This window comes from Aerococcus sanguinicola (genome assembly GCF_008726925.1).
Classification (GTDB): domain Bacteria; phylum Bacillota; class Bacilli; order Lactobacillales; family Aerococcaceae; genus Aerococcus.
In genome coordinates, this window is the sequence record NZ_VYWO01000005.1 from 115,450 (window position 1) to 140,008 (window position 24,559).

The 24,559-nt window shown below is 36.4% G+C and carries 20 protein-coding genes and 5 pseudogenes; 2 read left to right on the forward strand and 23 right to left on the reverse strand.

Annotation, left to right across the window (positions count from 1 at the left end):
• Window positions 1-8: 8 nt before the first annotated feature.
• The 10 genes and pseudogenes from F6I03_RS07955 to F6I03_RS08000 all read right to left on the reverse strand — a co-directional run bounded on the left by F6I03_RS07955 (window position 9) and on the right by F6I03_RS08000 (window position 10,592).
• The gene (locus F6I03_RS07955; RefSeq protein ID WP_070431224.1) at window positions 9-2,588 is read right to left on the reverse strand and encodes a CD1108 family mobile element protein; all 2,580 of its coding nucleotides are present in this window, start codon (window positions 2,586-2,588) and stop codon (window positions 9-11) included.
• A 7-nt stretch (window positions 2,589-2,595) separates the two neighbouring features.
• A pseudogene (locus F6I03_RS07960) lies at window positions 2,596-2,856 on the reverse strand (VirB4-like conjugal transfer ATPase); the annotation flags it as partial.
• A 114-nt stretch (window positions 2,857-2,970) separates the two neighbouring features.
• Window positions 2,971-4,761 carry a reverse transcriptase domain-containing protein gene (locus tag F6I03_RS07965; RefSeq protein WP_150983104.1) on the reverse strand — a complete coding sequence of 597 codons (1,791 nt, stop codon included), beginning with the start codon at window positions 4,759-4,761 and terminating at the stop codon, window positions 2,971-2,973.
• A gap of 530 nt (window positions 4,762-5,291) precedes the next feature.
• Window positions 5,292-7,454, reverse strand: a pseudogene (locus F6I03_RS07970) (VirB4-like conjugal transfer ATPase, CD1110 family); the annotation flags it as partial.
• Window positions 7,345-7,755 (reverse strand): PrgI family protein, encoded by a 411-nt coding sequence (locus F6I03_RS07975; RefSeq protein ID WP_016502701.1) that lies wholly within the window; start codon window positions 7,753-7,755, stop codon window positions 7,345-7,347. The gene F6I03_RS07975 and the pseudogene F6I03_RS07970, both read right to left, overlap by 110 nt.
• A gap of 1 nt (window position 7,756) precedes the next feature.
• Window positions 7,757-8,047, reverse strand: a complete 291-nt coding sequence (locus F6I03_RS07980) for a hypothetical protein (protein ID WP_016502702.1) — start codon at window positions 8,045-8,047, stop codon at window positions 7,757-7,759.
• A gap of 9 nt (window positions 8,048-8,056) precedes the next feature.
• Window positions 8,057-8,920, reverse strand: a complete 864-nt coding sequence (locus F6I03_RS07985) for a VirB6/TrbL-like conjugal transfer protein, CD1112 family (RefSeq protein WP_070431221.1) — start codon at window positions 8,918-8,920, stop codon at window positions 8,057-8,059.
• A gap of 10 nt (window positions 8,921-8,930) precedes the next feature.
• Entirely contained in the window at window positions 8,931-9,146 is a 216-nt protein-coding gene (locus F6I03_RS07990) for a Maff2 family mobile element protein (protein ID WP_000394204.1), read from the reverse strand.
• 1 nt (window position 9,147) lies between these two features.
• Window positions 9,148-9,459 carry a hypothetical protein gene (locus F6I03_RS07995; RefSeq protein ID WP_023078930.1) on the reverse strand — a complete coding sequence of 104 codons (312 nt, stop codon included), beginning with the start codon at window positions 9,457-9,459 and terminating at the stop codon, window positions 9,148-9,150.
• 335 nt (window positions 9,460-9,794) lie between these two features.
• Complete coding sequence (locus F6I03_RS08000; RefSeq protein ID WP_004452867.1) at window positions 9,795-10,592, reverse strand: aminoglycoside phosphotransferase family protein; 798 nt, start codon at window positions 10,590-10,592, stop codon at window positions 9,795-9,797.
• Window positions 10,593-10,837: 245 nt separating this feature from the next.
• On the opposite strand from F6I03_RS08000, the gene F6I03_RS09945 reads away from it, so the two are divergent.
• On the forward strand, window positions 10,838-11,416 hold the full coding sequence (locus F6I03_RS09945) for a hypothetical protein (RefSeq protein ID WP_243098603.1): 579 nt from the start codon (window positions 10,838-10,840) through the stop codon (window positions 11,414-11,416).
• A 107-nt stretch (window positions 11,417-11,523) separates the two neighbouring features.
• On the opposite strand, the gene aph(3')-IIIa is transcribed toward F6I03_RS09945, so the two are convergent.
• The 12 genes and pseudogenes from aph(3')-IIIa to rlmD form a co-directional block, all read right to left on the reverse strand.
• Window positions 11,524-12,318 (reverse strand): aminoglycoside O-phosphotransferase APH(3')-IIIa, encoded by a 795-nt coding sequence (aph(3')-IIIa, locus tag F6I03_RS08010; RefSeq protein WP_001096887.1) that lies wholly within the window; start codon window positions 12,316-12,318, stop codon window positions 11,524-11,526.
• Between the two features lie 92 nt (window positions 12,319-12,410).
• Window positions 12,411-12,953 (reverse strand): streptothricin N-acetyltransferase Sat4, encoded by a 543-nt coding sequence (gene sat4, locus F6I03_RS08015; RefSeq protein ID WP_000627290.1) that lies wholly within the window; start codon window positions 12,951-12,953, stop codon window positions 12,411-12,413.
• Window positions 12,950-13,441, reverse strand: a pseudogene (locus F6I03_RS08020) (aminoglycoside 6-adenylyltransferase); the annotation flags it as partial. The pseudogene F6I03_RS08020 and the gene sat4, both read right to left, overlap by 4 nt.
• Window positions 13,439-13,570: pseudogene (locus F6I03_RS09990) on the reverse strand (zeta toxin family protein); the annotation flags it as partial. The pseudogenes F6I03_RS08020 and F6I03_RS09990, both read right to left, overlap by 3 nt.
• A 94-nt stretch (window positions 13,571-13,664) precedes the next feature.
• The gene (locus F6I03_RS08025) at window positions 13,665-14,714 is read right to left on the reverse strand and encodes a VirD4-like conjugal transfer protein, CD1115 family (RefSeq protein ID WP_256365977.1); all 1,050 of its coding nucleotides are present in this window, start codon (window positions 14,712-14,714) and stop codon (window positions 13,665-13,667) included.
• A 104-nt stretch (window positions 14,715-14,818) separates the two neighbouring features.
• Window positions 14,819-16,726, reverse strand: coding sequence for a group II intron reverse transcriptase/maturase (gene ltrA / locus F6I03_RS08030; protein WP_001124947.1), 1,908 nt, complete (start codon window positions 16,724-16,726; stop codon window positions 14,819-14,821).
• A gap of 690 nt (window positions 16,727-17,416) precedes the next feature.
• Window positions 17,417-18,190, reverse strand: a pseudogene (locus F6I03_RS08040) (type IV secretory system conjugative DNA transfer family protein); the annotation flags it as partial.
• On the reverse strand, window positions 18,183-18,917 hold the full coding sequence (locus F6I03_RS08045) for a phage antirepressor Ant (RefSeq protein ID WP_000625112.1): 735 nt from the start codon (window positions 18,915-18,917) through the stop codon (window positions 18,183-18,185). The pseudogene F6I03_RS08040 and the gene F6I03_RS08045, both read right to left, overlap by 8 nt.
• Entirely contained in the window at window positions 18,914-19,399 is a 486-nt protein-coding gene (locus F6I03_RS08050) for a PcfB family protein (protein WP_070431219.1), read from the reverse strand. The genes F6I03_RS08045 and F6I03_RS08050 overlap by 4 nt, the downstream gene beginning before the upstream one ends.
• Complete coding sequence (locus F6I03_RS08055) at window positions 19,392-20,219, reverse strand: ATP-binding protein (RefSeq protein WP_070431218.1); 828 nt, start codon at window positions 20,217-20,219, stop codon at window positions 19,392-19,394. The genes F6I03_RS08050 and F6I03_RS08055 overlap by 8 nt, the downstream gene beginning before the upstream one ends.
• The gene (locus F6I03_RS08060; protein ID WP_070431217.1) at window positions 20,216-20,989 is read right to left on the reverse strand and encodes a replication initiator protein A; all 774 of its coding nucleotides are present in this window, start codon (window positions 20,987-20,989) and stop codon (window positions 20,216-20,218) included. The genes F6I03_RS08055 and F6I03_RS08060 overlap by 4 nt, the downstream gene beginning before the upstream one ends.
• Window positions 20,990-21,218: 229 nt before the next feature.
• Entirely contained in the window at window positions 21,219-22,613 is a 1,395-nt protein-coding gene (rlmD, locus tag F6I03_RS08065) for a 23S rRNA (uracil(1939)-C(5))-methyltransferase RlmD (protein ID WP_070431216.1), read from the reverse strand.
• A 206-nt stretch (window positions 22,614-22,819) separates the two neighbouring features.
• On the opposite strand from rlmD, the gene F6I03_RS08070 reads away from it, so the two are divergent.
• Complete coding sequence (locus F6I03_RS08070; RefSeq protein WP_070431215.1) at window positions 22,820-23,548, forward strand: hypothetical protein; 729 nt, start codon at window positions 22,820-22,822, stop codon at window positions 23,546-23,548.
• Between the two features lie 26 nt (window positions 23,549-23,574).
• Here the strand turns inward: F6I03_RS08070 and F6I03_RS08075 are convergent, their stop codons facing one another.
• Complete coding sequence (locus F6I03_RS08075; protein ID WP_070431214.1) at window positions 23,575-24,522, reverse strand: linear amide C-N hydrolase; 948 nt, start codon at window positions 24,520-24,522, stop codon at window positions 23,575-23,577.
• Window positions 24,523-24,559: the final 37 nt, after the last annotated feature.

Below are 24,559 nucleotides of genomic sequence, written 5' to 3' on the forward strand. Positions count from 1 at the left end.
TCTCCCTTCTATCTTGGTCTTCCAAAACCATAAAAGTGTGATTTCCAATATTTTGAATTTATTGATGTGTATTGAATTGGATCTCCTGCGTGAATCATCATTCCGTTACCTGCGTATATTCCTACGTGAGATATTGGAGTTCCACTGTTATATGTTGAGTGGAAAAATATAATATCTCCAGGTTGAGCTTCACTTGGACTTACTGGATTACAATAGTCTTTGTATATTCTCCATGCAGTTGTTCTTGGCATTCTCTTTACACCAGACTTTGTAAATGACCAACATACAAAACCTGAACAGTCAAAGTTAGATGGTCCACTTGCTCCAAACACATATCTTTTGCCTATATGTTTTTCTGCTTCATTAAAAAGATCCTTTGCAGTAGCTGAATCAAAAGCAAGACCAGGATTTCCAAAGTTTGGATTATCTACTATTTCTCCTAAGTCCCCATTACCTGATCCAAAAACATCTCCCATATTTCCCTTAGCTTCAAGAAGAGCTTCATAATGAACTACATTGTCTGGATAATCTTTAAATATTTCCCTAACAACTTCATCCATTTCTTTTTTCTTTAAAGTTACAATTAACTTTTTATATTCGTACTCTTCTTTTTCATAGCTAGTATAAGGATTACCACGACTATCATATCTTGTTCTTGCTACTGTTCTTGTTCTAATTTCAATTTCTTCCTTAAAATCAAGCTTATACATCTTATCGAAAAGATCTTTTAAAATTCCTTTTACTTCAGATGCTGATTTTACTTCTCCACATCTTGAAGTTATATAGGATAAAAGTTCATGGGTATTATGACCAATTTCTCCTTCTTTGTTTATGATATATTCGTCATATCCAGGATGACTTGTTTTCACACTTTCGATTTGTGATTGTAGGTCATACTCCATTGATGAAAATTCTTGATTAACTTCACTTAGAACTGTATCTTGTGATAGGTATGTTGTTGTCATTACTGAGTTTACAGAGTTACTTAATCCACTCATACCAACACTTCCACCACCAATCATGATTGATAGCATAAGACCTAGTCCTATTACTAGAAATAGAACCATCTTACTTTTTCTTACGATTAGCTCTTTAGAAGCCTTACCTAAACTTAAAATAGCTTTTTTAACCCTATCTACAAGTCTTGTTTCGTGCTTTTTAGCTATCATGCTCTTCATTTGTTTTCTCTGGTAAAACTTTTTAAATCTATTTTTCTTTATATAGGCATCTGACTTTTTTAAATCTTCCAAGCTACTTTTAAACTCCAACTTGCTTTTTCTCTTTCTTATTTTCTTATCAAGTTTAGATAGCTTTTTTAAGGACTTTTTCTTTTTGTCTAACTTATACTTCCTTATTCCATGCTGGAGTTTAGAGCTTACATTAGCGACTTTTTCTCCAGATTCTACACCAGTATTGTCAGATCCTGAACTTAGATAATCTCTCACTAACTCTGATGACTTAGCTCCAGATAATAAAACCCCAGAAGATAGACTTCCTTTAGTTTTGTTTTTTAAGATATTATCCTTTAGCTTACTTTTAGACTTTTCAAGCTCTCCAATCTTTTTATCTGAGATAAAGTCTTTAACATCTTGTGTCTTCTTAGAATCTTTCGTTGTAACTTTCTTCGATTCATTTTTTAAGTTATCAATTTTCTTGCGAGTAAATTTATCACTTTCATAATTTTTTCTCTTATAGTAAGTCTTCTTTTTATTAACTTTCTTTTGTTCTGAAGATTTAAGGCTTGTTTCTTTTTCATCCTTTATAAATTCTTGATTATTGTCTTTAAGCTCAGAATTGTCAAAAGTCTTATCTGTATCAACTTCGCTTGGCTTATTTTCTTTATCTATCTCTTTAGAAATTTTTTCCTTATCTCTAAACTTCTTTTCTTGATAAAGTTTCTGCTTTTGCTTTTTATCAATATTAGTATTACTTTCGTTCTTACTTACTTCATCTTTAACAAGCTTATCTTTTCTATATATTCTCTTACTTTTCTTTGCTTCGATAGGTTTATCTTCGCTTGTGTGGATTCGCTTAGACTCTCTCTCTTTAATTTTGTCTTGGAATTTATCCTTACTATGGATAAGTTTATCCTCATAATTTTTAAGAACTTGTCTTTTACTTGATGCCTTCTTATTGCTTTTTTGTTGAGCCTTAGCTGAAATATCATCTGTTGTTAATTTATTAGAATTAATATTTCTACTGTTTTCACTATCAAAATCAACTTTTTTAAAGTCTACATCTAACTCTTCATCAAGTTTAAAGCTTTCATCTGTCCTTATTTCAAGATTAGCTTGTTTTGTTTCTTCAACCTTATCCTTATTATCTAAAACTTCTTTTCTAATTCTTTCCTTATTTTTAGACTTCTGATAATCTTTTAGTTTATCTTGTTTTTGATCTTTAGCTGATACATTCTCTTGAATAAGTTTAGATTCTTTTTCTGAAATTTTATCTCCGAACCTATCCTTAGTCTTAATAATTTTATTGGTATAATCATCTGAATGAACAAGTTTACTATCAATATTCTTTTCAGGAGCGTCCCTATTTCGTATAATTTTCTTTTGAAAATCTTTTTTTAGTTTTTTATCCATATCACACCTACTTAGCTTCTTCTGGTTTTGTTGTCATTAGCTTATATAGCATGGTATCTTTAGGAAATTTATCTATAAAGGGAACAATAGTATTCCCGAAGAATAATAGTCCCTCACCTGCGTTTGAATTAGTAATATAGTTTAACTGATAAGGCGATATTTTTAATTTCTTAGCAAGTATATCTCTATCTCCAGATGCTTGATTTAACATTAGAACAAAGTCTGTATTATCAAAGATATTTTCAATTTCCTGACTTGTTAAAAGGTCGGCGGGTAGGGCAAAGGCGCCTACTACAAAGTAGCGGTTTCCTAGACCCTCCCACAGAACCGAACGTACCCCTCTCGAGGTATTCGGCTCCCCATTAGTAATTAACATATTAGTTTAGTGTTCATGTATTTCTTTATGACACTTGTTACAGACTACAAGTGTTTTTCTTCTTTTCTCTTTCATTGCTTGTTCCCAATTGGAATCGCCTAAGTCTTTTAGGTTCTTAACCACATGAACCTCATAGAGTTCAGCATTTTTACAACCACACAATTCGCAGGTTTTGGCATTCAATCTCTGTCTAATAGTCGTTTTCCAATTAAATTTCTTTCTAACGAAAATTATATCTTCAACCTTTCCACCTTTGCAGTCTGCTATTTTAACGGGCTTCACACGTTTTGTTCCTGCTTTTGTTTCATAGGGTACAGACCATGTTTTCCCGTCCTTATACTTATTTATGATTTTGCGAATGCTTGTTTTATGCTTGTTTGCTATGGTTTTTAAGCAACTATATTCCATGAGATAACAAAAGTAGTCTAATGTATGATAGTCAACTGCTAATTTGTAATAATTACATAAACCTCTAGCTTCTGCATTATAATGCTCCACAATTTCAGAATCAGATAAGTTTAAAAGTCCTGCACGATGTATTGGATGAATTTCACCATTTTCTTTTTGGCGTATAACTCCTTTATCAAACATAAATTTTTCTATTTTGTCTGAGTGGGGAATTGTAAGGGCAACTTTCATATGCAAGGTTCGAGATTGTCGCCATTTTCCATTTTTCATTTTATGCCCTTTGACTTGTTTGTTTCTTCTTACTGAAATATCGTATCCTAAAAACCTAACTTTCTCAGAGCTATGAGTGATAAGGGTCTTTTCTTCGCTTAATGTAAGCTTTAGTTCCTCATCTAAAAATTTGGCGATTTCTTCTTTTAAATCCTTGCAATCTTCTTTTGTACCACAAACTCCAACTAACCAGTCATCAGCGTATCTAACAAAGGTAAATCTTTTGTTATCTTTATTTTTACAAGGTAAAGTTCTTAATGACTTCTTTTGCTCCTTGTATTGCTTTATTAATTCCTGTCTTTCTTCTTCGTCCGTGGTATTGTCTATCCAATAGGACAAACGTTTCATTTCTTTATCCACTTCATGGTATTTAGGGCTTTTATATGCTGAACTTGGCTTATCAAAATGAGTACTTATTTCATCAAACTTTTTATCAAGTTCATTAAGGTAGATATTCGCTAAAATTGGTGCACATATTGAACCTTGGGGTGCTCCACTATAGGTTGCATTGTATTGCCAATTTTCAATATAGCCTGCCTTTAAGAATTGACGTATTATGTTTAAAAATTTGCTATCTTTAATTTTCCTGCCAAGTATTTCTATTAACTTGTTGTGGTTGATATTATCAAAACAACCTTTAATATCTCCTTCTATGAACCACACTACACCTGTAAATTCAGTTTTAATCTGCTTTAATGCTGTATGACAGCTTTTTCCAGGTCTAAATCCATGTGAGTTTTTGTGAAATATTGGTTCATAGATAGCTTCCAGTATCATTCTGACTACTTCTTGCAACAATTTGTCCCTAAATGTTGGTATGCCCAATGGACGCAATTTACCATTTTGCTTTGGTATATATTCTCGTCTTACCGGTTTTGCTTTATAGCTACCATCTTTAAGTGAATTAATCAACTCTTGAACGTATTCGTTACTGAATCCATCTGCTGTATCTTCATCGATACCTTTTGTTGTTGCTCCTTTGTTTGCATAAAGATTTTGGTAGGCAGCGTGGTAAATATCTTCACGAAGCAAGTATCTGTAAATCCTCGTAAACACGCCATCTACATATTTTGTTGAACACTTTTCTATACGCTCTAAAATTTCAAATGTTGGTTTCATTGAGGTTTCTCCTCCCTTTCATTTTTCTGTTTTAGAATTTACTAACTAGTTCCCTTCGCCATGTAAGAGTTATTAACTCTCTCGGACTACTATGGAACTTCCGTTGCCATATCAAACAAATATGTCTGACTTAGGCAATCCCCAGTTAATGTTGTGTATAGGTCGTTGAAGATTGTCGGATATGCTTTCGGTCTGTTATGACATGTTCTCATGCCTGTTTCATAACTTTCTTGATAGTTACAATGCCGTAAAAGATGACATTGTAGTGTTATAACTAGGGTTTCAGGACTTTTACCCTAACCTGCAAAAAACAGGAACTTAGACCTCACATTCGATAAATTCAATCTTATCCTCATATCTTCTTATCATCGGGAAACAGTCGCACCTAAAGTCCTTCGGTGACTAATCCCTTAACTGTCATGCTTTGGTCCCGTGAAAGTTTCCTTTCAATCGGTAAGACAGTTTGATTTGCACACTATCGTATGCAGTAGCACCTACGCTACTTTACACAACACCCTATCTGGGCGCACTTTTACGTTTTGAGTTATGCCTGTTGGAATACCGCCCCATTTTCTAAATCTTTTCCAGATTTCTACTGAATATGAAGCAGTTTGTGGGTCTTTTAATAAAAGGTGGAACTCATCTATATAGTATCTTGTAGACTTGCTTCCTCTATTAAGGGAAACCTTGTTCCAAACTTGGTCTTGAATTACAAGCATACCTATTTTTTTAAGTTGTGTTCCTAGCTCTTTTATATCAAAACAGAGCAATTGCCTATTTAGGTCAACATTTGACCTATTATTAAATACATTAAGACTTCCCTTAACATAAATTTCCATTTCTGTTGCTAGTTTTCTACCAACTCCCTCTTCTTGGGATAGGAGCATATCGTATAAATCTCCTAATATAGGCATATTTTCTGGTTTTGGGTCTTCAAAATATTTTTGATATATCTTTGGTAAGCACCTATCTATAACAGATTTTTCTGCAGCAGTAAGACCAGATCCTCCTACTACAAGTTCAAGCATAGACATTATGAAGTTCGCCTTATCCTTTAAAGGTGCGTCCCCATCTCCATAGTTCATATTTATATCTAGTGGATTTAGGTAGTCCTTTGACTTTGCCGAAACTTTAATAACTTCTCCATTAAATTGTTTTACAAGGTTTGAATACTCGCCTTCAGGATCACAAATAATTACATCATCATCTGTGACAAGAATTGCATTTGCCATCTCTCTTTTTGCCGAGAAAGATTTACCAGAACCTGGTGTTCCTAATATTAGTCCGTTAGGATTCTTTAGTTTCTTCCTATCTGCCATAATCAAGTTTTGGCTAAGGGCATTTAAGCCATAATACAAGGAATTTGCCGAATCAATAAATAGCTCTTCTGTTGTAAAAGGCATAAATACTGCCGTTGATGATGAAGTTAAAAATCTTTTTATCTCGACTTGGTTAACTCCTAGAGGTAAGACAGAAACAAGTCCTTGTTCTTGTTGATGAGATAATCTTTTTACCTGACAATTATGTCTGTTAGCAATTGATGAGATTTGAGCAATAGTATTTTCTAATTTTTGATTAGTCCTAGCAAAATTCATCATTACTATGGTAACTACAAAGAGCCTTTCATCTCTATTTTGTAAGTCAGATAACATGGACTTAACATCCGCACCAAAAGTATTTATATCTGAAGGAATAATATCCATATCATATCCAGCACGAACTGCTTTCTTTTGTTCTTCAATTTTCATTCTATCCAGGTCTGTGTTTTTTCTCTTAATGAGTTTAATAGCTTCTGCTTGTTCAACTACATCTATATGAAAAGCTACATAAATATTGTCATCAATATCTAAAAACTCAGATAACATTCTGTCTGATAACTCACTTGCAAGTATTTGAAAATGGCTTACTGCTCCAATGAATTTCCCAAATTTAAAATTATTTGCTGGTGCAAAATTAAAGATCTTGGGAGTTATATGTGATTTTGTAGACTCTTTCTTCTTCAAATCTTTATATGAAAAATCAAAGTTCTTGTCTGGATTTAACATATCGTGAACAAGTCTTAGTCTTTCTTCACCATAAAGACTTTCTGCTCTTACTCCCATAGATTTAAAGTTAGATAAAATATCCACTTCAAGTCTATTTAACTTTGCCCTTGCTTGCTCTAGGTTATCGGCTTCTGTTGTAAAGGTTATATACTTCATCTTTTTAAGTCCGTTATTGCCTTTTGCAAGTTGAAGCTTTAACATCTCCCTAAACTCTTTTCTTACATCGTCATAGAAATCTCCCTTGTCAGCAATTTTAATTGCATCTTGTAGGTCTTTATTTCTTCCTAATTGATTTACATATGAAAGTTCAATGTGGACACTTGGATCAAAAGAATTTAAAAAGTTGGCAAATTGGTTAAAGATTAAATCTCTATCTTCTTCCAATGCCAACTGGTAATTTATATCTTGAAATGAAATTGTCTTTGAATAATTTTTTTCATCTAACTGGCAAATGCCCTCTGGTAACATTCTTATATAGGGAATTGTATCCTCAACAGTAAATCTCTTTTCCTCTTTCTTTAAAAGTACACTTAGAAGACTATTTGTTGGATCTTTCTTTGTTTTTAGCCTTCTTACTTCCTTTCTGTCTTTTTTTAATTGTTTTTCCCTTAGATTTAAGTCGCTGATTTGCTTTTTTCTTTGCTTCAAGGTATGCCTCCTTTCTTATTCTCTTAGTTGGTTGATAAAACTTATGAAGATAGAAAAATCTAAAATATTTTTCAAAGGTTAAGGTGTCTTTTTCATATAAGGTTATAAAAAAGATTGGCAGGGTTACTATTAACATTACAATAATTGAAACATCATTAGGTAGATATTTCTTCATAAATAAATAGGTTGGTATGCCAATTAGTCCTGCCACCGAAAAACCTATAAGTTGTCTTTTAGTTAAGTTAAAGGCAACCTTTGTTTTAATCTTGTCCAAATCTTTTGGTATTGGTACATACGCCATTTTATTCTCCCTCTACTTCTTCTTTGGAAAGTTCAAGTATATGGTCATAATTAGATGTTGTTTCTTCTTCTAGGTAGCTAATTCTTTCTTCTAATTCTTCTTGTTTTTCTTCATTTCTATCATTGTATTCTCCTTGATACATAACAAATTCATTGTGACATCTTCCAAGTCTATTTATTCTTTTCTTTAAGTTTCTAATCTCTTCATTTCTTTTTTTCTCTTTTAAGATTTCATAAGTTCCTCCCAATAAAATTCCAAGTCCTAATAAAGCACAATTTTTCTTTTTTAACATTTATTCCTCCTAGTGCGTATTCATAATACTTTTTGCAACTGTCCCACTCTTAAACATCATAAGTCCAAGTAGTAGAGCATATCCTAATATACTAAACAAGCTTGCGTGAATATCTGTAACCTGTACCGTCCTTATTAAAACGGTGTAGATACCTAAACATACCATCAAAAACAAACCTTGTAGTCCCAAGGCAAAAAGTCCCTTGATATAATTTGTTCCAATCTGACCCCACTCTTTATTTCCCATAGTCGCAAATGGTATGGATGATACTGATGAGTAGACATATATTTCAAACATACGCCCATATACTATTAATGTTATAACTAGTGAAATTCCTTGAATTGCAATCCTCACTAGGCTTGTTTCAACTAATATCATTATTAATGCACCAACATCTTTTTCTTTTAATGTATCAACCATTGCAACTATCTGATCTCCTGAAACAGTGGCAGAAGTAGTGATTACCCCTGCCGCTTTGTTTACAAGATTTTGTGCCACATCAAAGACTGCCATTGAAAATTCAAAGGCATGGCCTGCAAGGTAGACTGCTATAAACATTTTTATAATGTATTTGAAAAACTCAAAAGTATCTGTATCGTGCATATTATTCTTTTGCATAACCATATTTATGAGTTCAATACATAAAACTGCTGTTATAATAAGACCTGCTATTGGAACAATCACATTGTCATTAATGTTTTTTATGAAGTTATATACTTCTCCATTCCAACCCATTGGTGTCTTTCCAACATCAGTTGCAATAACTCCTACCTTGTCATTTATATCTAAGAACATGGACTCAAGATTTGCTTTGATACCTCCGAGTAGCATATCCTTAAAAAATTCAGTTAGCTTGTCAAAGATACCAAACATAGACTTTCTCCTAATTTAAAGCATTTGCAAGTAGTGGAATTAATTTAATACCGATTAGTACAATTCCCCCACCAGCCATAAGCTGCTTAATACCTTGAGATTTAGCACCAGGGTTATCATTACCGTAACCTTCCATTAAGTTAATAACTCCCCATGCTCCTAAACCTGCACCAATTGCAGTTACAAGTGTCTTTAAAACTCCAACTCCAGCTGTAAAAAATTCCATATTATTCCTCCTCGTTTTCTTTCTTATTTTCTATTTTATTTAGTGATTTAACTATAAAGTTCTTGTAGACCTTATCTCCTTTTTTGTTTTCTTTGAAATATCCAAAGACATGGATTAGATCTCCTTTTTCAAATTCTTTTGCAATTTCTACCTTTTCTCCATATAATGAGCAATTTGTATATTCTTTGCCCTTTCCATATTTTTTAACAAGAGCAAAATTTGCTACTTGAACACTTTCTCCATCTTTTTCAAATTCTGAAAATTCAGCTTCCTTAACTAAATTTGCATTTATATTTATCATTTCTCTATCCATTAATTTCTTCTCCTTAATCTATAAATTCCAATTAAAAAAGCGACTGAATTTATATTTCAATCGCTAAATGTCTAATATATTAAATTATTTAAGTGGGGCTTCTTATCCTTACCATTTTTACCTCCTAATTTTGAGTATAAAAAAAGACGATAGAGTTTAATTATCTATCATCTCTTGCGTTCCTATTTAATTATTTGGCTCGACAAACTGGGATTGTCTAAAATAGTAAAGCCGTACCGCTTACTATTTTTTCTTTTACTGCTGAAACAGTATCTTTGATTGAATGCGTCATTAACTTGTTTCATTAAATCATATATATCCATTTGTACCACCATTTATAAAACTTTCTTTATTTTATCAACTTGTTCTTCTACTTCTTCCGGATAGTTTTTAACCATATCATCAAAATCAGCAATTTCACGTGCCTTTATTAACATTGATACTCTTTTGATTAAATCTTCATCTGTATATTTATAATAACTTAATACCTTATTTATAAAACCTGTTCCTAAATAATAAAGTGCAGCAATATCATAAGCAGGATCACCCATACCAGAGCCTTCAAAATCCACTATTCCAACTAATTCGTTATTATCGTTAAGAATATAATTCTCATACCATAAATCTCCGTGTATAAAATGATAATCATTAAATGTTAATAAATAGTTTTTATATTCATTAAACCAAGATAATATTTTTTCATAATTAGATTCACTTAAATATTCTTTTAATTCAATAACACTTTGTTCAGTTATTTCTAATTCATTTTTTATATATTCATCTTTATCAAAATCAACTCTTATTTCATATAATTCATCCATAAATTCAGCGAGTTTTTTAGCAATATTATCTAAATTAACTATTTCAATATGTTCTTTTCTAAAAGTATGTCCTTTAATCATTTTATAAATTAATGCGCCATTTGGATATTCTTCGCAAGGCTCAATCAATTCAATAATTCTTGGTATTTCCAACGATTTAACATTACTTATTTGATTAATTACGTTCACATATTTTTGATAGTTTTTATATGAATTTTGATTTACTCCATCAAGTAAAATATAATCATCATTTATAATATATGCCTTACTATTAAAGCCTTCATTTATGTATTTTCTACTTATAATATCCATCTTTGCACCTCATTCTTAATAACTAAATAGAGTCATAATAATAAACATTTTCTGGCAATTCTTGATTAGGCAATTTGAATGTTCTAATTTTAACAAACTTACCACCAATAATTGTCTAAAATAGTAAGGCCGTACCGCTTACTATTTTTTCTTTTACTGCTGAAACAGTATCTTTGATTGAATGCGTAGTCAGGGATTTACTCCCATCCTATCTTGAAGAATTGACCGAGACAGAGACCTCTGCTATGGTCAGAGAACACATTGAGCATTGTGCGGCCTGCCGCCAGCTTGAAGAGGATATGCGCAGGCAGGTTCCTATTGAAAAAGCGCCACAGCGTGCACTTAGATTTTTAAAGCGTGTTAAACGCACTCGCTTAATAGCGGCAATTCTTTCCGCACTTGTTGCCCTGTTTTGTATAGGGTGGCTCTATGATTTGGAGTTTCATTATGCCAATACAGAAGCCGGTAGGCTGGAAGCGGTATGTGACTATATTCCTTCACCGGAAGGCAACACTATTTCCGGTGTGGAAGCAGGAACTCCGGTTCGTGCAGTCTCGTGGCAAACAATAGACAATCACCTGCTGATCTTTTTCGCAGCTGATAACGAGGAAAATGTTCATGGTGTTATGCATCTTTACTCTGTTAATCCTGTTCAAATTTTATTCCTCCTCTGTGACTTCCATAAAAAGTATATCCTATGCGTTCTTAAGCTAGCTGCTGTTAGTGCTTCTCATTGCACCCTGGTTATAAAAGCCATACTCACAAACCTCTTCACCAAAACTCTTTACATCTCTAATATAGAACTCTATCTAGCGAACTTTTAGAAAAGATATAAAACATCAGAGTATGGACAGTTGCGGATGTACTTCAGAAAAGATTAGATGTCTAAAAAGCTTGTAGTTAAAGCTTTTTAGACATCTAAATCTAGGTACTAAAACAATTCATCCAGTAAAATATAATATTTTATTTTCTCCCAATCAGGCTTGATCCCCAGTAAGTCAAAAAATAGCTCGACATACTGTTCTTCCCCGATATCCTCCCTGATCGAGCGGACGCAGAAGGCAATGTCATACCACTTGTCCGCCCTGCCGCTTCTCCCAAGATCAATAAAGCCACTTACTTTGCCATCTTTCACAAAGATGTTGCTGTCTCCCAGGTCGCCGTGGGAAAAGACAAGTTCCTCTTCGGGCTTTTCCGTCTTTAAAAAATCATACAGCTCGCGCGGATCTTTAAATGGAGTGTCTTCTTCCCAGTTTTCGCAATCCACATCGGCCAGATCGTTATTCAGTAAGTAATCCAATTCGGCTAAGCGGCTGTCTAAGCTATTCGTATAGGGACAATCCGATATGTCGATGGAGTGAAAGAGCCTGATGCACTCCGCATACAGCTCGATAATCTTTTCAGGGCTTTGTTCATCTTCATACTCTTCCGAGCAAAGGACGCCATCGGCCTCACTCATGAGCAGATTGCTCCAGCCATCATGCCGTTCAAAGTGCAGGACCTTTGGAACAGGCAGCTTTCCTTCCAGCCATAGCATCATGTCCTTTTCTCGTTCCACATCATAGGTGGTCCCTTTATACCGGCTGTCCGTCATTTTTAAATATAGGTTTTCATTTTCTCCCACCAGCTTATATACCTTAGCAGGAGACATTCCTTCCGTATCTTTTACGCAGCGGTATTTTTCGATCAGTTTTTTCAATTCCGGTGATATTCTCATTTTAGCCATTTATTATTTCCTTCCTCTTTTCTACAGTATTTAAAGATACCCCAAGAAGCTAATTATAACAAGACGAACTCCAATTCACTGTTCCTTGCATTCTAAAACCTTAAATACCAGAAAACAGCTTTTTCAAAGTTGTTTTCAAAGTTGGCGTATAACATAGTATCGACGGAGCCGATTTTGAAACCACAATTATGATAGAATTTACAAGCTATAAGGTTATTGTCCTGGGTTTCAAGCATTAGTCCATGCAAGTTTTTATGCTTTGCCCATTCTATAGATATATTGATAAGCGCGCTGCCTATGCCTTGCCCCCTGAAATCCTTACATACGGCGATATCTTCTATATAAGCGTACCGGTTCCAATTTTTTCGCAGTTTAACTTTTCCGACGCATTTATCGTCTTGGTAGTAAAGATATATTATCTTATCAGTATTGTCAATATATTCAAGGCAATCTGCCTCCTCATCCTCTTCATCCTCTTCGTCTTGGTAGCTTTTTAAATATGGCGCTTCATAGAGTAATTCTGTAAAGGTCCAATTCTCGTTTTCATACCTCGGTATAATCTTACCTATCACCTCAAATGGTTCGCTGGGTTTATCGATATCTTTCAGGTGCCCTGCTTTCATTTCTGTAATCACTGTTCCCGCCTCTCTTCTATATCAGCGGCATATGTGCTATCCAGGCAGCCGGTTTTACCAGTGTATTTTTTATACATGTCCCTGGTATATTTTGTTATATTCCTATCATACTCCGGATAGGCATAATGAAGCCTTTCCGCCACCTCACCGGATACCGCCCTGAACAATTGATGGCATAGAAATAATGCTTCCCATATGTTTTCATAGGAATCCATCCGGTAGGTGGACAAAAGTTTCTCCCACAAATCCTCGGATATATACCTTTCAATAAACTTATAGTTCTTGCCTACACTTAATTTAAAGCCTGTTTCGATGCCGACCTTCCATGATATCATTCTCAGCAGCTCATGGCGAACAATCTGATTAAAATGATCAATAGCAAATAAAATTTCCTTACGGCACAATCCTTTAATAACATAAGGTGTTACATTCCAAAATTCATTGCAGCAATCATCATACTCCCTTGCGCTTGGCTTTCTTACATGATAATGATAAAAGTCATCTGTGTGCATATGCACAGACTTTTCCAAATCTGATTCTTTTGCAACAGCAGATGCCGTTGTAGTTTTTCCTGTCCCCGGCGCACCTGTGATTACAATAATTCTACCTTGATTCATCTATATTTTACCTCCACAACTTCCGATTCTATTATATCACATAGTCTACTATTTTAAAATAGCCCCTCGCCCATGTAAACTCTTACAGTAATTATTACAATCTTGTTATCACTGTATTACCATTTATCTTAGCTTTACCCTTTCGTGTAATATACTTTTCAATATCAAAACCATTTCTCCCATCATAATCTTCCAATAACTTGTAATTCTTATGTTTTGTAATATCAAATTTATCAGATAAGAAAGGTCTTACTCCTCTTAGTTGGTATATGCACTTACCACCGTCCATTACAGTTATTTCATCTTGACTCATAAGTTCCTTACCAGTTTTTTGGTAATTTAGACCAAAAGATTTTTGATTTGACCTTGTTTCTGATGTGTTATATAGGTCTATGGTTTCTTTTCCTAAGGTTTCTGATAACTCTTTTACTGTTGTTTTTTCTTTTCCTCCTAGAAAGAGTGTTGAGTCACAGTTACCAACTATAGTATCTGCATGGTCTTTGTAAATTGCTTTTAATTGAGATTGTGCTTGCAGTATTATACTTGCTGATATTTCTCTTGAACGAATTGTTGCAATCAATTTTTCAAATTTTGGAATTAAGCCTATATTGGCAAACTCATCAAGTAGACATCTTACATGAACAGGAAGTCTTCCACCATAAACATCATCTGCCTTATCACATAGTAGATTAAATAATTGGGAATACATTATTGAGACTACAAAGTTAAAAGTATCATCTGTATCTGATATTATTACGAACAAGGCAGTTTTCCTATCTCCAATTTTATCAAGCTCTAGTTCATCTTCGCTCATTAGTTCTCTAAGCTCTCTTATATCAAAAGGTGCAAGTCTTGCTCCACATGATATGAGAATTGACTTAGCAGTTTTTCCTGCTGCCAGTTTATATTTCTTATATTGCTTAACTGCAAAATGACTTGGATCTTTCTTTTCAAGAGCTTCAAAGAGCCTATCAATTGGGTTCATATAGGTTTCGTCATCTTCTCTGACTTCACTTGCGTCAATCATATCCAAAAGTGTCTTAAAGTTCTTTTCTTCTTCTGGTGCTTCATAATAGATATAACCGATAAGGGCAGTGTAATATAACTTCTCAGCCTGTTTCGATAGGTAAGCCTTTGATATAATCTCCGGCTTTTCCCCCGACTAACACCGGACATGCGACTTTCACCGCATCCGGCGTCCCATCGATTGTTTTCACAAACATTTAATCAGTCACCAAATTTTTCATGTTATTCTATTGCTAACAGACCTGCCTGCTCTCGCAGACTATTGATTTTAATCATCATCTTTTTAGTGGTTTTAAGTTCTTTGGTTAAGGCTTTTAATTCAGATAGAGGCTGTTCATCTAATAATGATTGATACTTTTTGTGAATCAAAGTCATATTTTTGTAGCGTTCATATCCACCTAATTCTTTCGGTGTTTTTAGCCAAGTGGCTATATCTTCTACATTTACAAACTCATCTCCACTAACAGCACATTTTCCCTTTTGTGCAGAAAATAATGATATTCTGCAATCATAGTATTCTGTGCTGTGGCTTTTGGGTAGCTGTTCTCTTAAACCTTTCAAAATACTTCTGTTTATCTTAAGTTCAGTGTGAATCAACTCCCGACCATCGGAAGTATAACTACAAACTGCCGACTTTTTAGCCATCGGTATCTTATTTTTGATGTATGCAATCGGATAAATCATCTGGTCTATTCCTGCCACATATCGAATCATCTTGGAATTTCCAAATCTTTCTTTCTCCGCTTCTGTGACAGTGCCACCGTCACGCTTTAGTATACAACCCTTTTCCGTATTAAGCCTATTGGTTAAAACTGTCATGATTCGTCTGTGGATATTTCTGCAATCAATACTGATACAGGTGGCAAGTTGATAATAATTTTGAATCCCCAACACCGTAGAATTGAACAGCTGAATTTCTGAAAGACAACTTTTCGTTTCCCTTGGTTTGGCAATATTCTTTGCCTGTTCCACTAACTTATCCGTTTCAATTTCAACCTTTTTGTCACAGATTGCCGATTGCACCACATATTTATGGCTTTTCGACCTAACCCTAATCTTGAACCCTAAAAACTCAGACCATCTCTTACGAGTATTCACTATCCTTGTCTTTTCAGGTGATACTTCAAGTTTAAGCCTTTCTTCAATCCACTTTGTAACAGCTTCCTTTGTCTTTACGGCTTCTTTTTTGGTTCGACAGAATATCCTGAAATCATCTGCATATCTGATGATGTGCATTTCCTTTAGATTTGTATTTTTCATCAGCCTATACCCATGACTTTTGTCAAACACCTCTGTTTTTCCAATGATTCTGTATCTTCCACGACTTACCGCCATAGGATTTTCTTCCCATTGACTTGCTACCCACCAATCAAGCTCGTTTAGAACGATGTTTGCAAGTAACGGCGATATAATTCCACCTTGCGGTGTGCCTTTGTGCGGTTCTATAAGTGAACCGTCAGGCATTTTAATTGTCGCTTTCAGTATCCGCTTTATGACGAAAATCAGCCTTTTGTCTTGTATTCCAAGCGACCACATTTGTTTAATTAGCTTGCTGTGATTTACATTGTCAAAAAATCCTTTGATGTCAAACTCAATCACATAATGCAAGTTCATTCTCTGCAACATGGTATAAGTCCGATTGATAGCGTGTTCCACCGAACGATTCGGGCGGAAGCCATAGCTGTTGTTACTGAACTTTGCTTCGCATATAGGTTCTAATATTTGTTTGATACATTGCTGCACAAGTCTATCCCATATGCATGGAATACCTAACGGTCGTGTTTTTCCGTTTGGCTTCGGGATGTCTTTACGCCTTACAGATTTTGGTCTGTACCCGTGCTTACTCCCTGTGACAATAAACCTCACTTTCTCCACCACTTCATCAGGAGATTTGCTCCCAATATCGGTTATGTTTTTCTTGTCTGTTCCTGCCGTGTAGCTTCCTCCGTTTGCTTTGATGTTTCTGTAGGCAAGCAAGATGTTGTTTTGGCTAAGTATCAAGCCCATTAGGTTTTCGAATACTTCACCATCTTTGCTCTTTTGATAGAGTTCATCAAATGTTTCTTGCATGCCGTAGTATTCAGCATGTCTTAGGTCATCTACACATAGATTTTTATTTTTCTTTGGCATAAGGCATCACCTCCTTTTTGAAAGTGACCCTTTTGGTCTTACTCGAATCCTTATCTCGGACTGAATAATATTTGCTTATTACAACCGACTAGAGACCATTCCTACTTCTCCCATTACAGAAGCTATCAACGGTTCGGTCTCAACCTTTCAGCAACGGTTAATCCGCTTATTATTCTTCGTCAGAAAATCTTCTGTTGAAGACCCGTTACCTTTCCTTGTTCCGATAATTCTATCTGTGCATATATATCCTTAGGTTTCTTGCTATAGTCCTGTTGGCTTGAATGTGCCTGTAACACAATATGGTCGTTCGTAGGGCAAATTTCTACTAAACCACACCAACTACGCTTTAACGTACCCATACATTTCTGTATGGTTTTCTTATAGAACCGTACATTCGCAGATTCGTCAGCTTGCCCGCCAAGGCAAACATTCTAACCATAGATATTTTATAGAGTCTTGGCTTATAGGTAGCACATCCCACCTCTGGGACGATTTCGTAGAACTTATGGCAGTTCCTTACGGCTACTCTCAGCCTTTGTCATGGAGCTTCACACCCCGACCTTTACAGTCGACACATGTCCATCAAGACTAGGCGTTTCAAGGCGTTACCCCATCATTCCACCTATCAAATTACCAGTTCATAAACCGCTAACAGTTTATGTGTAGGCTTTTTACTACCTACGAACAAGTCGCACTTACCCAGAAATCTTCTCCTGCCTTTTCTCCATCTCCCTTGGTGTTAGCAATTATGGTTTGAACAAGTTTTAAAATATCTTTTTCTGATCGAAGATAAGCAAAGGGATTGTATTTCATAGATTTTTTAAAGTTTATTGTATTTAATATCTTTATGTCATATCCATTTTCATAAAGCATTTTTCCACACTCTAGCACAAGTGTGCCTTTAGGGTCTGTTACTACATAGGAAGAGTGCATTTGCATTAGATTTGGCTTTACATAAAATCTTGTCTTACCTGATCCAGAACCACCTATTACTAATACATTTTTATTTCTAGCGTATTTAGGGTTTTTAGGTCTTGAGTTCATTGTTAGTCTTTCGGTATTAGTTATTAGTACATTGTTTTCAAACTTAGGGTCTATATATGGAGCAATATCCTTGCTTTCTCCCCATCTAGCAGAGCCATATTCCTTACCTTGCCTATATTTCTTTTTGTTTTTACCTTTGCTATAAACAATTAGCTTAACAGTAGCAGCAACTGATATACCTACTAACAAGTCCCTTGGATTAAGGCTTGGTATATAAGATAAAGTTCCTATATCAGAAATTCCCACCATTAATCTATCAATAATATCTCCTCCTACATAAGAATTAATGTGCTTAGAAAAGATATTTCCAATGTAGAAGAATGATAGATAGGGAATGTTTGATAATATAAATTTCTTTGGGTTGTCTATTTTAATTAGGTTTTTAATATCAGAAAGAATGGCTTCTAATATCTTATTCATCGTAGAAACCTTCACTATCTAATAAAATTAGTAGGTAGTGTCTTCCCTTTGGTGTTATTAATGTTTGTATTCCTACAAGTGTACCTAGTGGATCAATCCATTCTTTTACTTCAAAATATCCCTTGTTCTTATCTGCATAAGGTAAGAGTTTCTTTTTCTTATCTCTGTAAATTAATCCCTTATCCATTAGAAAACTTATAAATTGATTTTGTGGTATTCCTAACTCTTTGGCAGTATTTCTAAAGTTTGTAAGTAGGTTATAATCTACTAATTTGTCATAATAATCTGCCTTTGGTCTTAATTCTTCAATTTCTTCTTCTCTTTCAGCAATAATTCTATTGGCTACAAGAATTGCATCTGCAAGTAGATCTTCATTAGTTTTCTTTTCTTGCCCTACTATATATCCTCCGTTTTTTCTAATACTTGGTAAGACTTCTCTAGTTACCCAAGCTTTGAATATTTTTGCTTGTGGTAGTTTTGATGAGAGGATAAGTGAATACAATCCTGATTCGTTAATTATTGAAATATTCTGTATTCCTCCAGGGGTGTTCCATTTCGTTACACCCTTATCTTCTTCGTCTACATGGTCATAAATAGCTTTTCTGGGATTGACATATCCTAGCATAGTTGCTACTTCATTTGCTATAAAGAAAAACTCACCATCTTTTTCAATAACAGTGAGTTTCCCAAAATTCTTATTTTCAAATGTTTTTAGATTACTTATCATAAGCTTTGCTCCTTATGTTTATTTTTAACCTTATCCTTACTGATGGTGTCTTTAGCCATATCTTTAAACTTATTTATTGTCTTCGTTATTGAATCTTTTCTATCTGCCTTTCTTTCAGAAGCCCTAACTGCTTTTTTAAAGGCATGTTCCATTACCTTTATATCCTTAGATTGAAAAAACACAGAGTGGTTGCCAGTTTCCTTATCTTTCATAACAGAAAACTTCACTCCGTGTTTGTTTAAAATTTTCTTTAGTTCTTTTAACTCAGGATCTTTTAGATTAATTTCTTCTAACTGTCCCTTTTTAACCATATCTTTTAGCTTTACTTCTTCTCCATTATTTTTTATTACATTTTTCAAGCCTCCTTGTTCTTCTATTTGCTTGTGTACTTTCTTTAAGGCATCAAGAATTGCTTTACTTGTTGCTTTTGCAAGCCTTACTTCAAGGTTAAGGCTCGACCTAGATACTTCTTCATTAATCATCTATTCCACCTCCATATAAAAGTAACTCTTTATATTTTCTTAACTTCTCTTGATGGATTTTTCTTCTAAAATCTTCTCCCGTAACTTTAACTGGTATTGTCATTTCAAGTATTCTTGAATATATTCTCTGATACTCAAGGTCAATGTTTGGATTTTGAATAATTTCCAATGATAAGTTTGTAGTAAAAATTGTCGGCCTACCCTTTAAGTATCTTGAATTTATAATGTTATATACTTGTTCTCTTGCATAAGATGTATACCTTTCAATTCCAAGGTCATCTAAGATTAACAAAGGGATATTAGAGAGGTTACTTATTATTTCATTTGAATCTAGCTTAAATGCAGATTTTTGTATTTGATTTATAACCTGAGATAAATTCATAATCTTAACTTTAACTTGCTTTCTTTCGATTAATTCATTTGCAATAGAACAAGCAAGATAAGTCTTTCCACTGCCAACATCTCCATAAAATAAAAGTCCAACATTGTCTTCTTTCATTTGCTCAAAGCTTTTGGCGTAATTGTAAGCAACCTTGTAGGCTTGTCCCTTTTCATTTAAGAATTTCTCAAAAGTATATTGGTGTTGGATTGGCGATGAGAAGCAATCTCTTTTAAGTGTTGATATTTTCATCAGCCTTTCTCTTTCTTCATTTTCCTTATCTCTTTTTATTTCACATTCACATTTAATTCTGGGAATAAACTTTGTAAATCCAAGGTCAACTAATTCTCCATCGACTCTTTTACTACATGATTTACAATAGATATGTCCATTTCTTTCAATATCATTTTCTCTTAATACAAAATCTTTTAAGCTTTTCATAAACTCTCTCCTATATCGTAATTCATTTTTCTTGTTGATTTGTCATTAATGCTTTTCGCCTGATCATTAAGATACCAATTGATTATCGTTGCCTTGTGATCTTGATAAGCTCTGTTATTCGCTTTCATATAAGACGACAATCTATCAATGTATTCATTAATTCTACTTCCTAACTCATTTGTTAAGTCCTTGTATTCTTCATCAGTCAAAAATATATTTTTATATATTCCATAAGGCTTTTGCCCTTTACTAAAATCATTCTTTCTTAACTCATTATTACTAATATTGTTATAGTTACCTTCCGATTTTCGAAAATCTTGACTTTCGATATTCGAATCTCTTGAATTTCGATTATCGAACTTCTGGAATTTTGTTTTTCGAACTTCTTGATTTTTTAATTCCATATTATTAAATATGCTCATAAAGTCTTTAACATAAATTCTGTTAGGCTTTCCAAGTCCTTGTCTTTTCTTTTCAATCAGTCCTATTCCTGATTTAATATCAAGTTCAGCTATTAATTTATTTGCTTTTTCACTCGCACAATTAAATTGATCTTTTATACTTTCAATTGTGTAGTAAATAAAGACTTTTCCATCTTCATCTATCCAGCCATTTTTATATGAAAGACCCATTCGATTAAGCATATATGAATACAAAACTTTAGCTTCAATAGAAATGCTCTCAAAAATCTCATCTTCCATTAATACCATAGGTAACCTAATGAAGTTATACATTTCAGATTGCCTATTATAAAAATAATCAAAATTCATTCCTACCTCCTCTCTTTAAAATAAAAAAGAGCAGCCTTATTTAAGCTACTCTTGTAGAAAGTATAAAATGGGTTTTATCTTATTATATTTTTCTTTGTGTCTCCTCATACCAGTTGCAAAACTACTCTTACGTCCATGTAGTTTTTTTGGGTCTTTTTGACGTATCCTTCTTCATCTTTATCGAAGACAAAATGCTTATAAAACTGCTTAAAATGCAGGATTTCTATATTTACATCTTTTGTATCAACGCTATAGTCTCCACATGCTGGGTATGGGGAAATTGGTCAACCAGTTGGATCTTTGAGAGCTCATAGCCATAGTCTCTGAGCCAAGCCATATCTGTAGCCAAGGTCTTCGGATTACAGGACACATAGATGACCTTATCCGTCCCCAGACGGCCAATCCGGCGCATGACCTTGCCGCCTGCCCCATTGCGGGGAGGATCGAGGAGAAGAAGGTCTGCTTGGACCCATTCTTCTTCAATTTCGGTCAGGCCGCGACGGGCATCCCGGGCCATAAATTGGGTATTGTCAATCCCATTCTCTCGGGCATTACGCTTGGCGGATGCAATCGATTGATCGACAATTTCAATCCCGGCCAAGGCCTTGGCTTGCTTAGCTAGAGGCAGGCTGAAGGTCCCTACCCCACAGAAGAGGTCGATAACTTGGCTCTCATCAGTCAAGTTTGCCCAATCGAGAACCAGGTCAATCATGCGCTGGGCCTGGCTAGGATTAGGCTGGAAGAAGGTATCGAAGTAGAGCCGATAGTGGAAGCCGGCTAATTCGTCGCGGATATAGTCCCGCCCTGCTAGGATAGTGACTTGGTCCGCGCCCATCTTGTCAGCAATTTCCGTATTCTTGATCCACATCAGACTCTTCACTTCGGTATAGGCTCCCATCCGCCAGATCAGGTCCGCCACCGCTTCAGGATAGTCGTCGCTCGCTTCCTTAGCGAATAAGGCCAACATCACTTCCCCACTCTGCTGACCCTGGCGGAGGAGGAGTTGGCGCAAGAGACCCTGCTTGGACTTCTTATCATAGCCCGCTAGTCCCCAGCGCTTCTGCCAGTCTTGGACCTCTTCTTTGAGCTGCATAAAGATCTCAGGGGCTAGGAGATTGTCTTGCCAGTCCACGATCTGATACTGGTCGCCTTGGGCAAAGAAGCCCAGTGCGCCTTCTTTAGAGAAGCTCAATTCGATCTTATTGCGGTAATGGTAGGGATCCGCCATCCCCCAAACTTCTCCCACTAGGTCGGGATCGAAGCCCTGGTCCGCCAGATAATTCTGGGCCATGGCCTGCTTGAAGGTCAATTGGTCTTCATAGGCCATGAATTCAAGCGGCGCCCCTCCGACTTGGGGCCCTTCGAGTTCATAGCCCCCAATCCGACTCGGCGCAGGCTGGAGGATTCGGTCATAAGTTAGGCATGCCCGGCGGCGACCCCGGGCATTGGGGACTGTGATCAAGAGCCGGTCCCCGGGCAAGGCCTTGGGAATACGGAGCTTTAGCTTGCGTCCCTTGCCTTGATCGGTATCGGGGAAGCGGTAAGTTGCCAGGCCCATTCCTTTGTCATCCAGGGCTTTGACCTCTACTTCAAGCTGTTCGGTTGGATAGTGTTTTTTTGTCATCGGTAACCACCTTCTTTGCGATTATTTCAGAATAATTTTCTTCCAGTAAAGCACATAAAAGCCTGCTAGGCAAGATTTTTTGGCCCAAGTTAAGGGCTTATACGTGGTTCTAGGCTATGCTTATGATAGAATAGTCTTAACGATTATTTAAGATATTCCCAGACTTCCGACTAGTCGTCCAGCAGCTGGGTTAAGGAGTTGATTTTATGGCAGCACATTTTGGTTGGAGTCTCAGACTTCTAAGACGCTTTGTCCGCCTCTTCCTGCCTAAATACCAGTTTAATGGCGAAGATTTACCTGATCTCGACCAACCGACGATCTTCGTTTCCCACCATGAAAACCTCAAGGGACCCTTGCGTCTCATGGTTTGGACACCTGTCTTTATGCGGCCCTGGGTCTTTGCTAAGTTAACCCAAGTCAAAAGCTGCTACCGGCACTTCAGCTCCTATACCTTCCACAAGCGCTTCGGCCTTCCAAAAGCCTTATCCAAGTGTCTGGCCTGGCCTACCGCCCGGATCAGCGTCTTCTTCCTCAAGAGCGCCCGGTCGATCCCTGTCTACCGTCAGAGTAAAAAAATCCGTCTGACCTTTAAGGAATCCGTCGCTAGCCTCCAAGCTGGCCAGCCGATTGCCATCTTTCCCGATATCGACTACCAAAACAGTGACCAAAGCATTGGAGAGCTCTATGAAGGTTTCTTGACGATCGACCAGCTCTACTACAAAAAGTACGGCCAACGCATCCAATTCATCCCTCTGGTGGCCAATAAGTACAAGAAGGAATTTGAAATTGGCCGGCCCTTACGCTTCACCGGACGGATAAAATTTCGCAAGGAGCGCGAATTGATAGCCCAGGCCTTACAGGATGAATTAAACCGGCTATCCAGCCCTTGCCAAGAAGAATTAGAAGAAAACGAAAGCCAACTCTCCCTCAAATAGGGGTTGGCTTTTTTGTATAGACTAGATTAGCTTCCTAAGGGGCAGGCCTGGAAAGAGTCGGCTAGGAAGAAGGCACGGCGGTCTTTTTCCTGGTCGAGATCTTTGAGGCTCACTTGGTAGGGCATGGGATTGGTCCCCGAGCGAACGGTAAGGGTCTGGCTCTGACTAGCGTAGACTGAGCTGTAGCGTGTAAAGCTTCCTTCGCTCCTAGCCCCTGGGCGGAGGAAACCGCGGGGAAGGCTTAGAGCAGCTAGGACATCGAAGGCCCCAGCCTGAGCCTGTCCCTCATCTTCAGCAGCTGGCAGCAAAGCCTTGAGATAGTAAGCCTTAATGAAGCGTGACTTGGGGTCATAGCCTCCAGGTAAGTCCTTAGCTGCATTGAAAGCCCGCAAATTATCCAGGGGCAGGGTCGCTTCCAGGGCTTGGAAATGTTTGGCGATACGGGGTGAATTCGTCATCACACCATAAGGATTTGAAGTCGCCACTAGCTGGCCCCGGTCAGGCTCTAGGACCAAGCACGCCCCACTGCTATCGGTAAACATATAATGAAAGTCTGGACAAATTAAGGGCTGGCCATCACGGTCATGCTTGCTGAGCTGGATCTGGTCCAAATCATCTATCATCTCTTGGACCGACCCATAATGAGCCAGAGCATAAGTCAAGAAATGGTAGCTAGTGAGGTTCTTTTTGTTTGCTTGAGGCTCCTTAGCAAAGCGGGCTTTTGGCCCCACAAATTCATTGGTAATACCGATGAGCCCCTGGTCATTGATGCCCTCTTTCAGCGGGTCTCGGTCCCTAAAGCCGATGCCTAGACGAGCATAGCGGCCATAGTAGCTGCCGCCATGGTAGATATCATCGACTGCAGGATAGTTTGCTGGCTGGTAAATCATATTCCATGGAACAGGCCCTTCCACATCCATGGTCCGGCCCATAACCACGCCTTGGGGGTAAGTCATCTGAATCCCTGTACACATAACAAGCTCCTCTCCTTGATTTAGCCTTAAGCTATCA

What these genes read in the sequence shown, in the direction of transcription:
- F6I03_RS07955 (WP_070431224.1), bottom strand. Translation starts at nt 2,588, where the DNA reads ATGGATAAAAAACTAAAAAAAGATTTTCAAAAGAAAATTATACGAAAT.
- F6I03_RS07965 (WP_150983104.1), bottom strand. Translation starts at nt 4,761, where the DNA reads ATGAAACCAACATTTGAAATTTTAGAGCGTATAGAAAAGTGTTCAACA.
- F6I03_RS07975 (WP_016502701.1), bottom strand. Translation starts at nt 7,755, where the DNA reads ATGGCGTATGTACCAATACCAAAAGATTTGGACAAGATTAAAACAAAG.
- F6I03_RS07980 (WP_016502702.1), bottom strand. Translation starts at nt 8,047, where the DNA reads ATGTTAAAAAAGAAAAATTGTGCTTTATTAGGACTTGGAATTTTATTG.
- F6I03_RS07985 (WP_070431221.1), bottom strand. Translation starts at nt 8,920, where the DNA reads ATGTTTGGTATCTTTGACAAGCTAACTGAATTTTTTAAGGATATGCTA.
- F6I03_RS07990 (WP_000394204.1), bottom strand. Translation starts at nt 9,146, where the DNA reads ATGGAATTTTTTACAGCTGGAGTTGGAGTTTTAAAGACACTTGTAACT.
- F6I03_RS07995 (WP_023078930.1), bottom strand. Translation starts at nt 9,459, where the DNA reads ATGGATAGAGAAATGATAAATATAAATGCAAATTTAGTTAAGGAAGCT.
- F6I03_RS08000 (WP_004452867.1), bottom strand. Translation starts at nt 10,592, where the DNA reads ATGGATATTATAAGTAGAAAATACATAAATGAAGGCTTTAATAGTAAG.
- F6I03_RS09945 (WP_243098603.1), top strand. Translation starts at nt 10,838, where the DNA reads ATGGTCAGAGAACACATTGAGCATTGTGCGGCCTGCCGCCAGCTTGAA.
- ltrA (WP_001124947.1), bottom strand. Translation starts at nt 16,726, where the DNA reads ATGCCAAAGAAAAATAAAAATCTATGTGTAGATGACCTAAGACATGCT.
- F6I03_RS08045 (WP_000625112.1), bottom strand. Translation starts at nt 18,917, where the DNA reads ATGATAAGTAATCTAAAAACATTTGAAAATAAGAATTTTGGGAAACTC.
- F6I03_RS08050 (WP_070431219.1), bottom strand. Translation starts at nt 19,399, where the DNA reads ATGATTAATGAAGAAGTATCTAGGTCGAGCCTTAACCTTGAAGTAAGG.
- F6I03_RS08055 (WP_070431218.1), bottom strand. Translation starts at nt 20,219, where the DNA reads ATGAAAAGCTTAAAAGATTTTGTATTAAGAGAAAATGATATTGAAAGA.
- F6I03_RS08060 (WP_070431217.1), bottom strand. Translation starts at nt 20,989, where the DNA reads ATGAATTTTGATTATTTTTATAATAGGCAATCTGAAATGTATAACTTC.
- rlmD (WP_070431216.1), bottom strand. Translation starts at nt 22,613, where the DNA reads ATGACAAAAAAACACTATCCAACCGAACAGCTTGAAGTAGAGGTCAAA.
- F6I03_RS08070 (WP_070431215.1), top strand. Translation starts at nt 22,820, where the DNA reads ATGGCAGCACATTTTGGTTGGAGTCTCAGACTTCTAAGACGCTTTGTC.
- F6I03_RS08075 (WP_070431214.1), bottom strand. Translation starts at nt 24,522, where the DNA reads ATGTGTACAGGGATTCAGATGACTTACCCCCAAGGCGTGGTTATGGGC.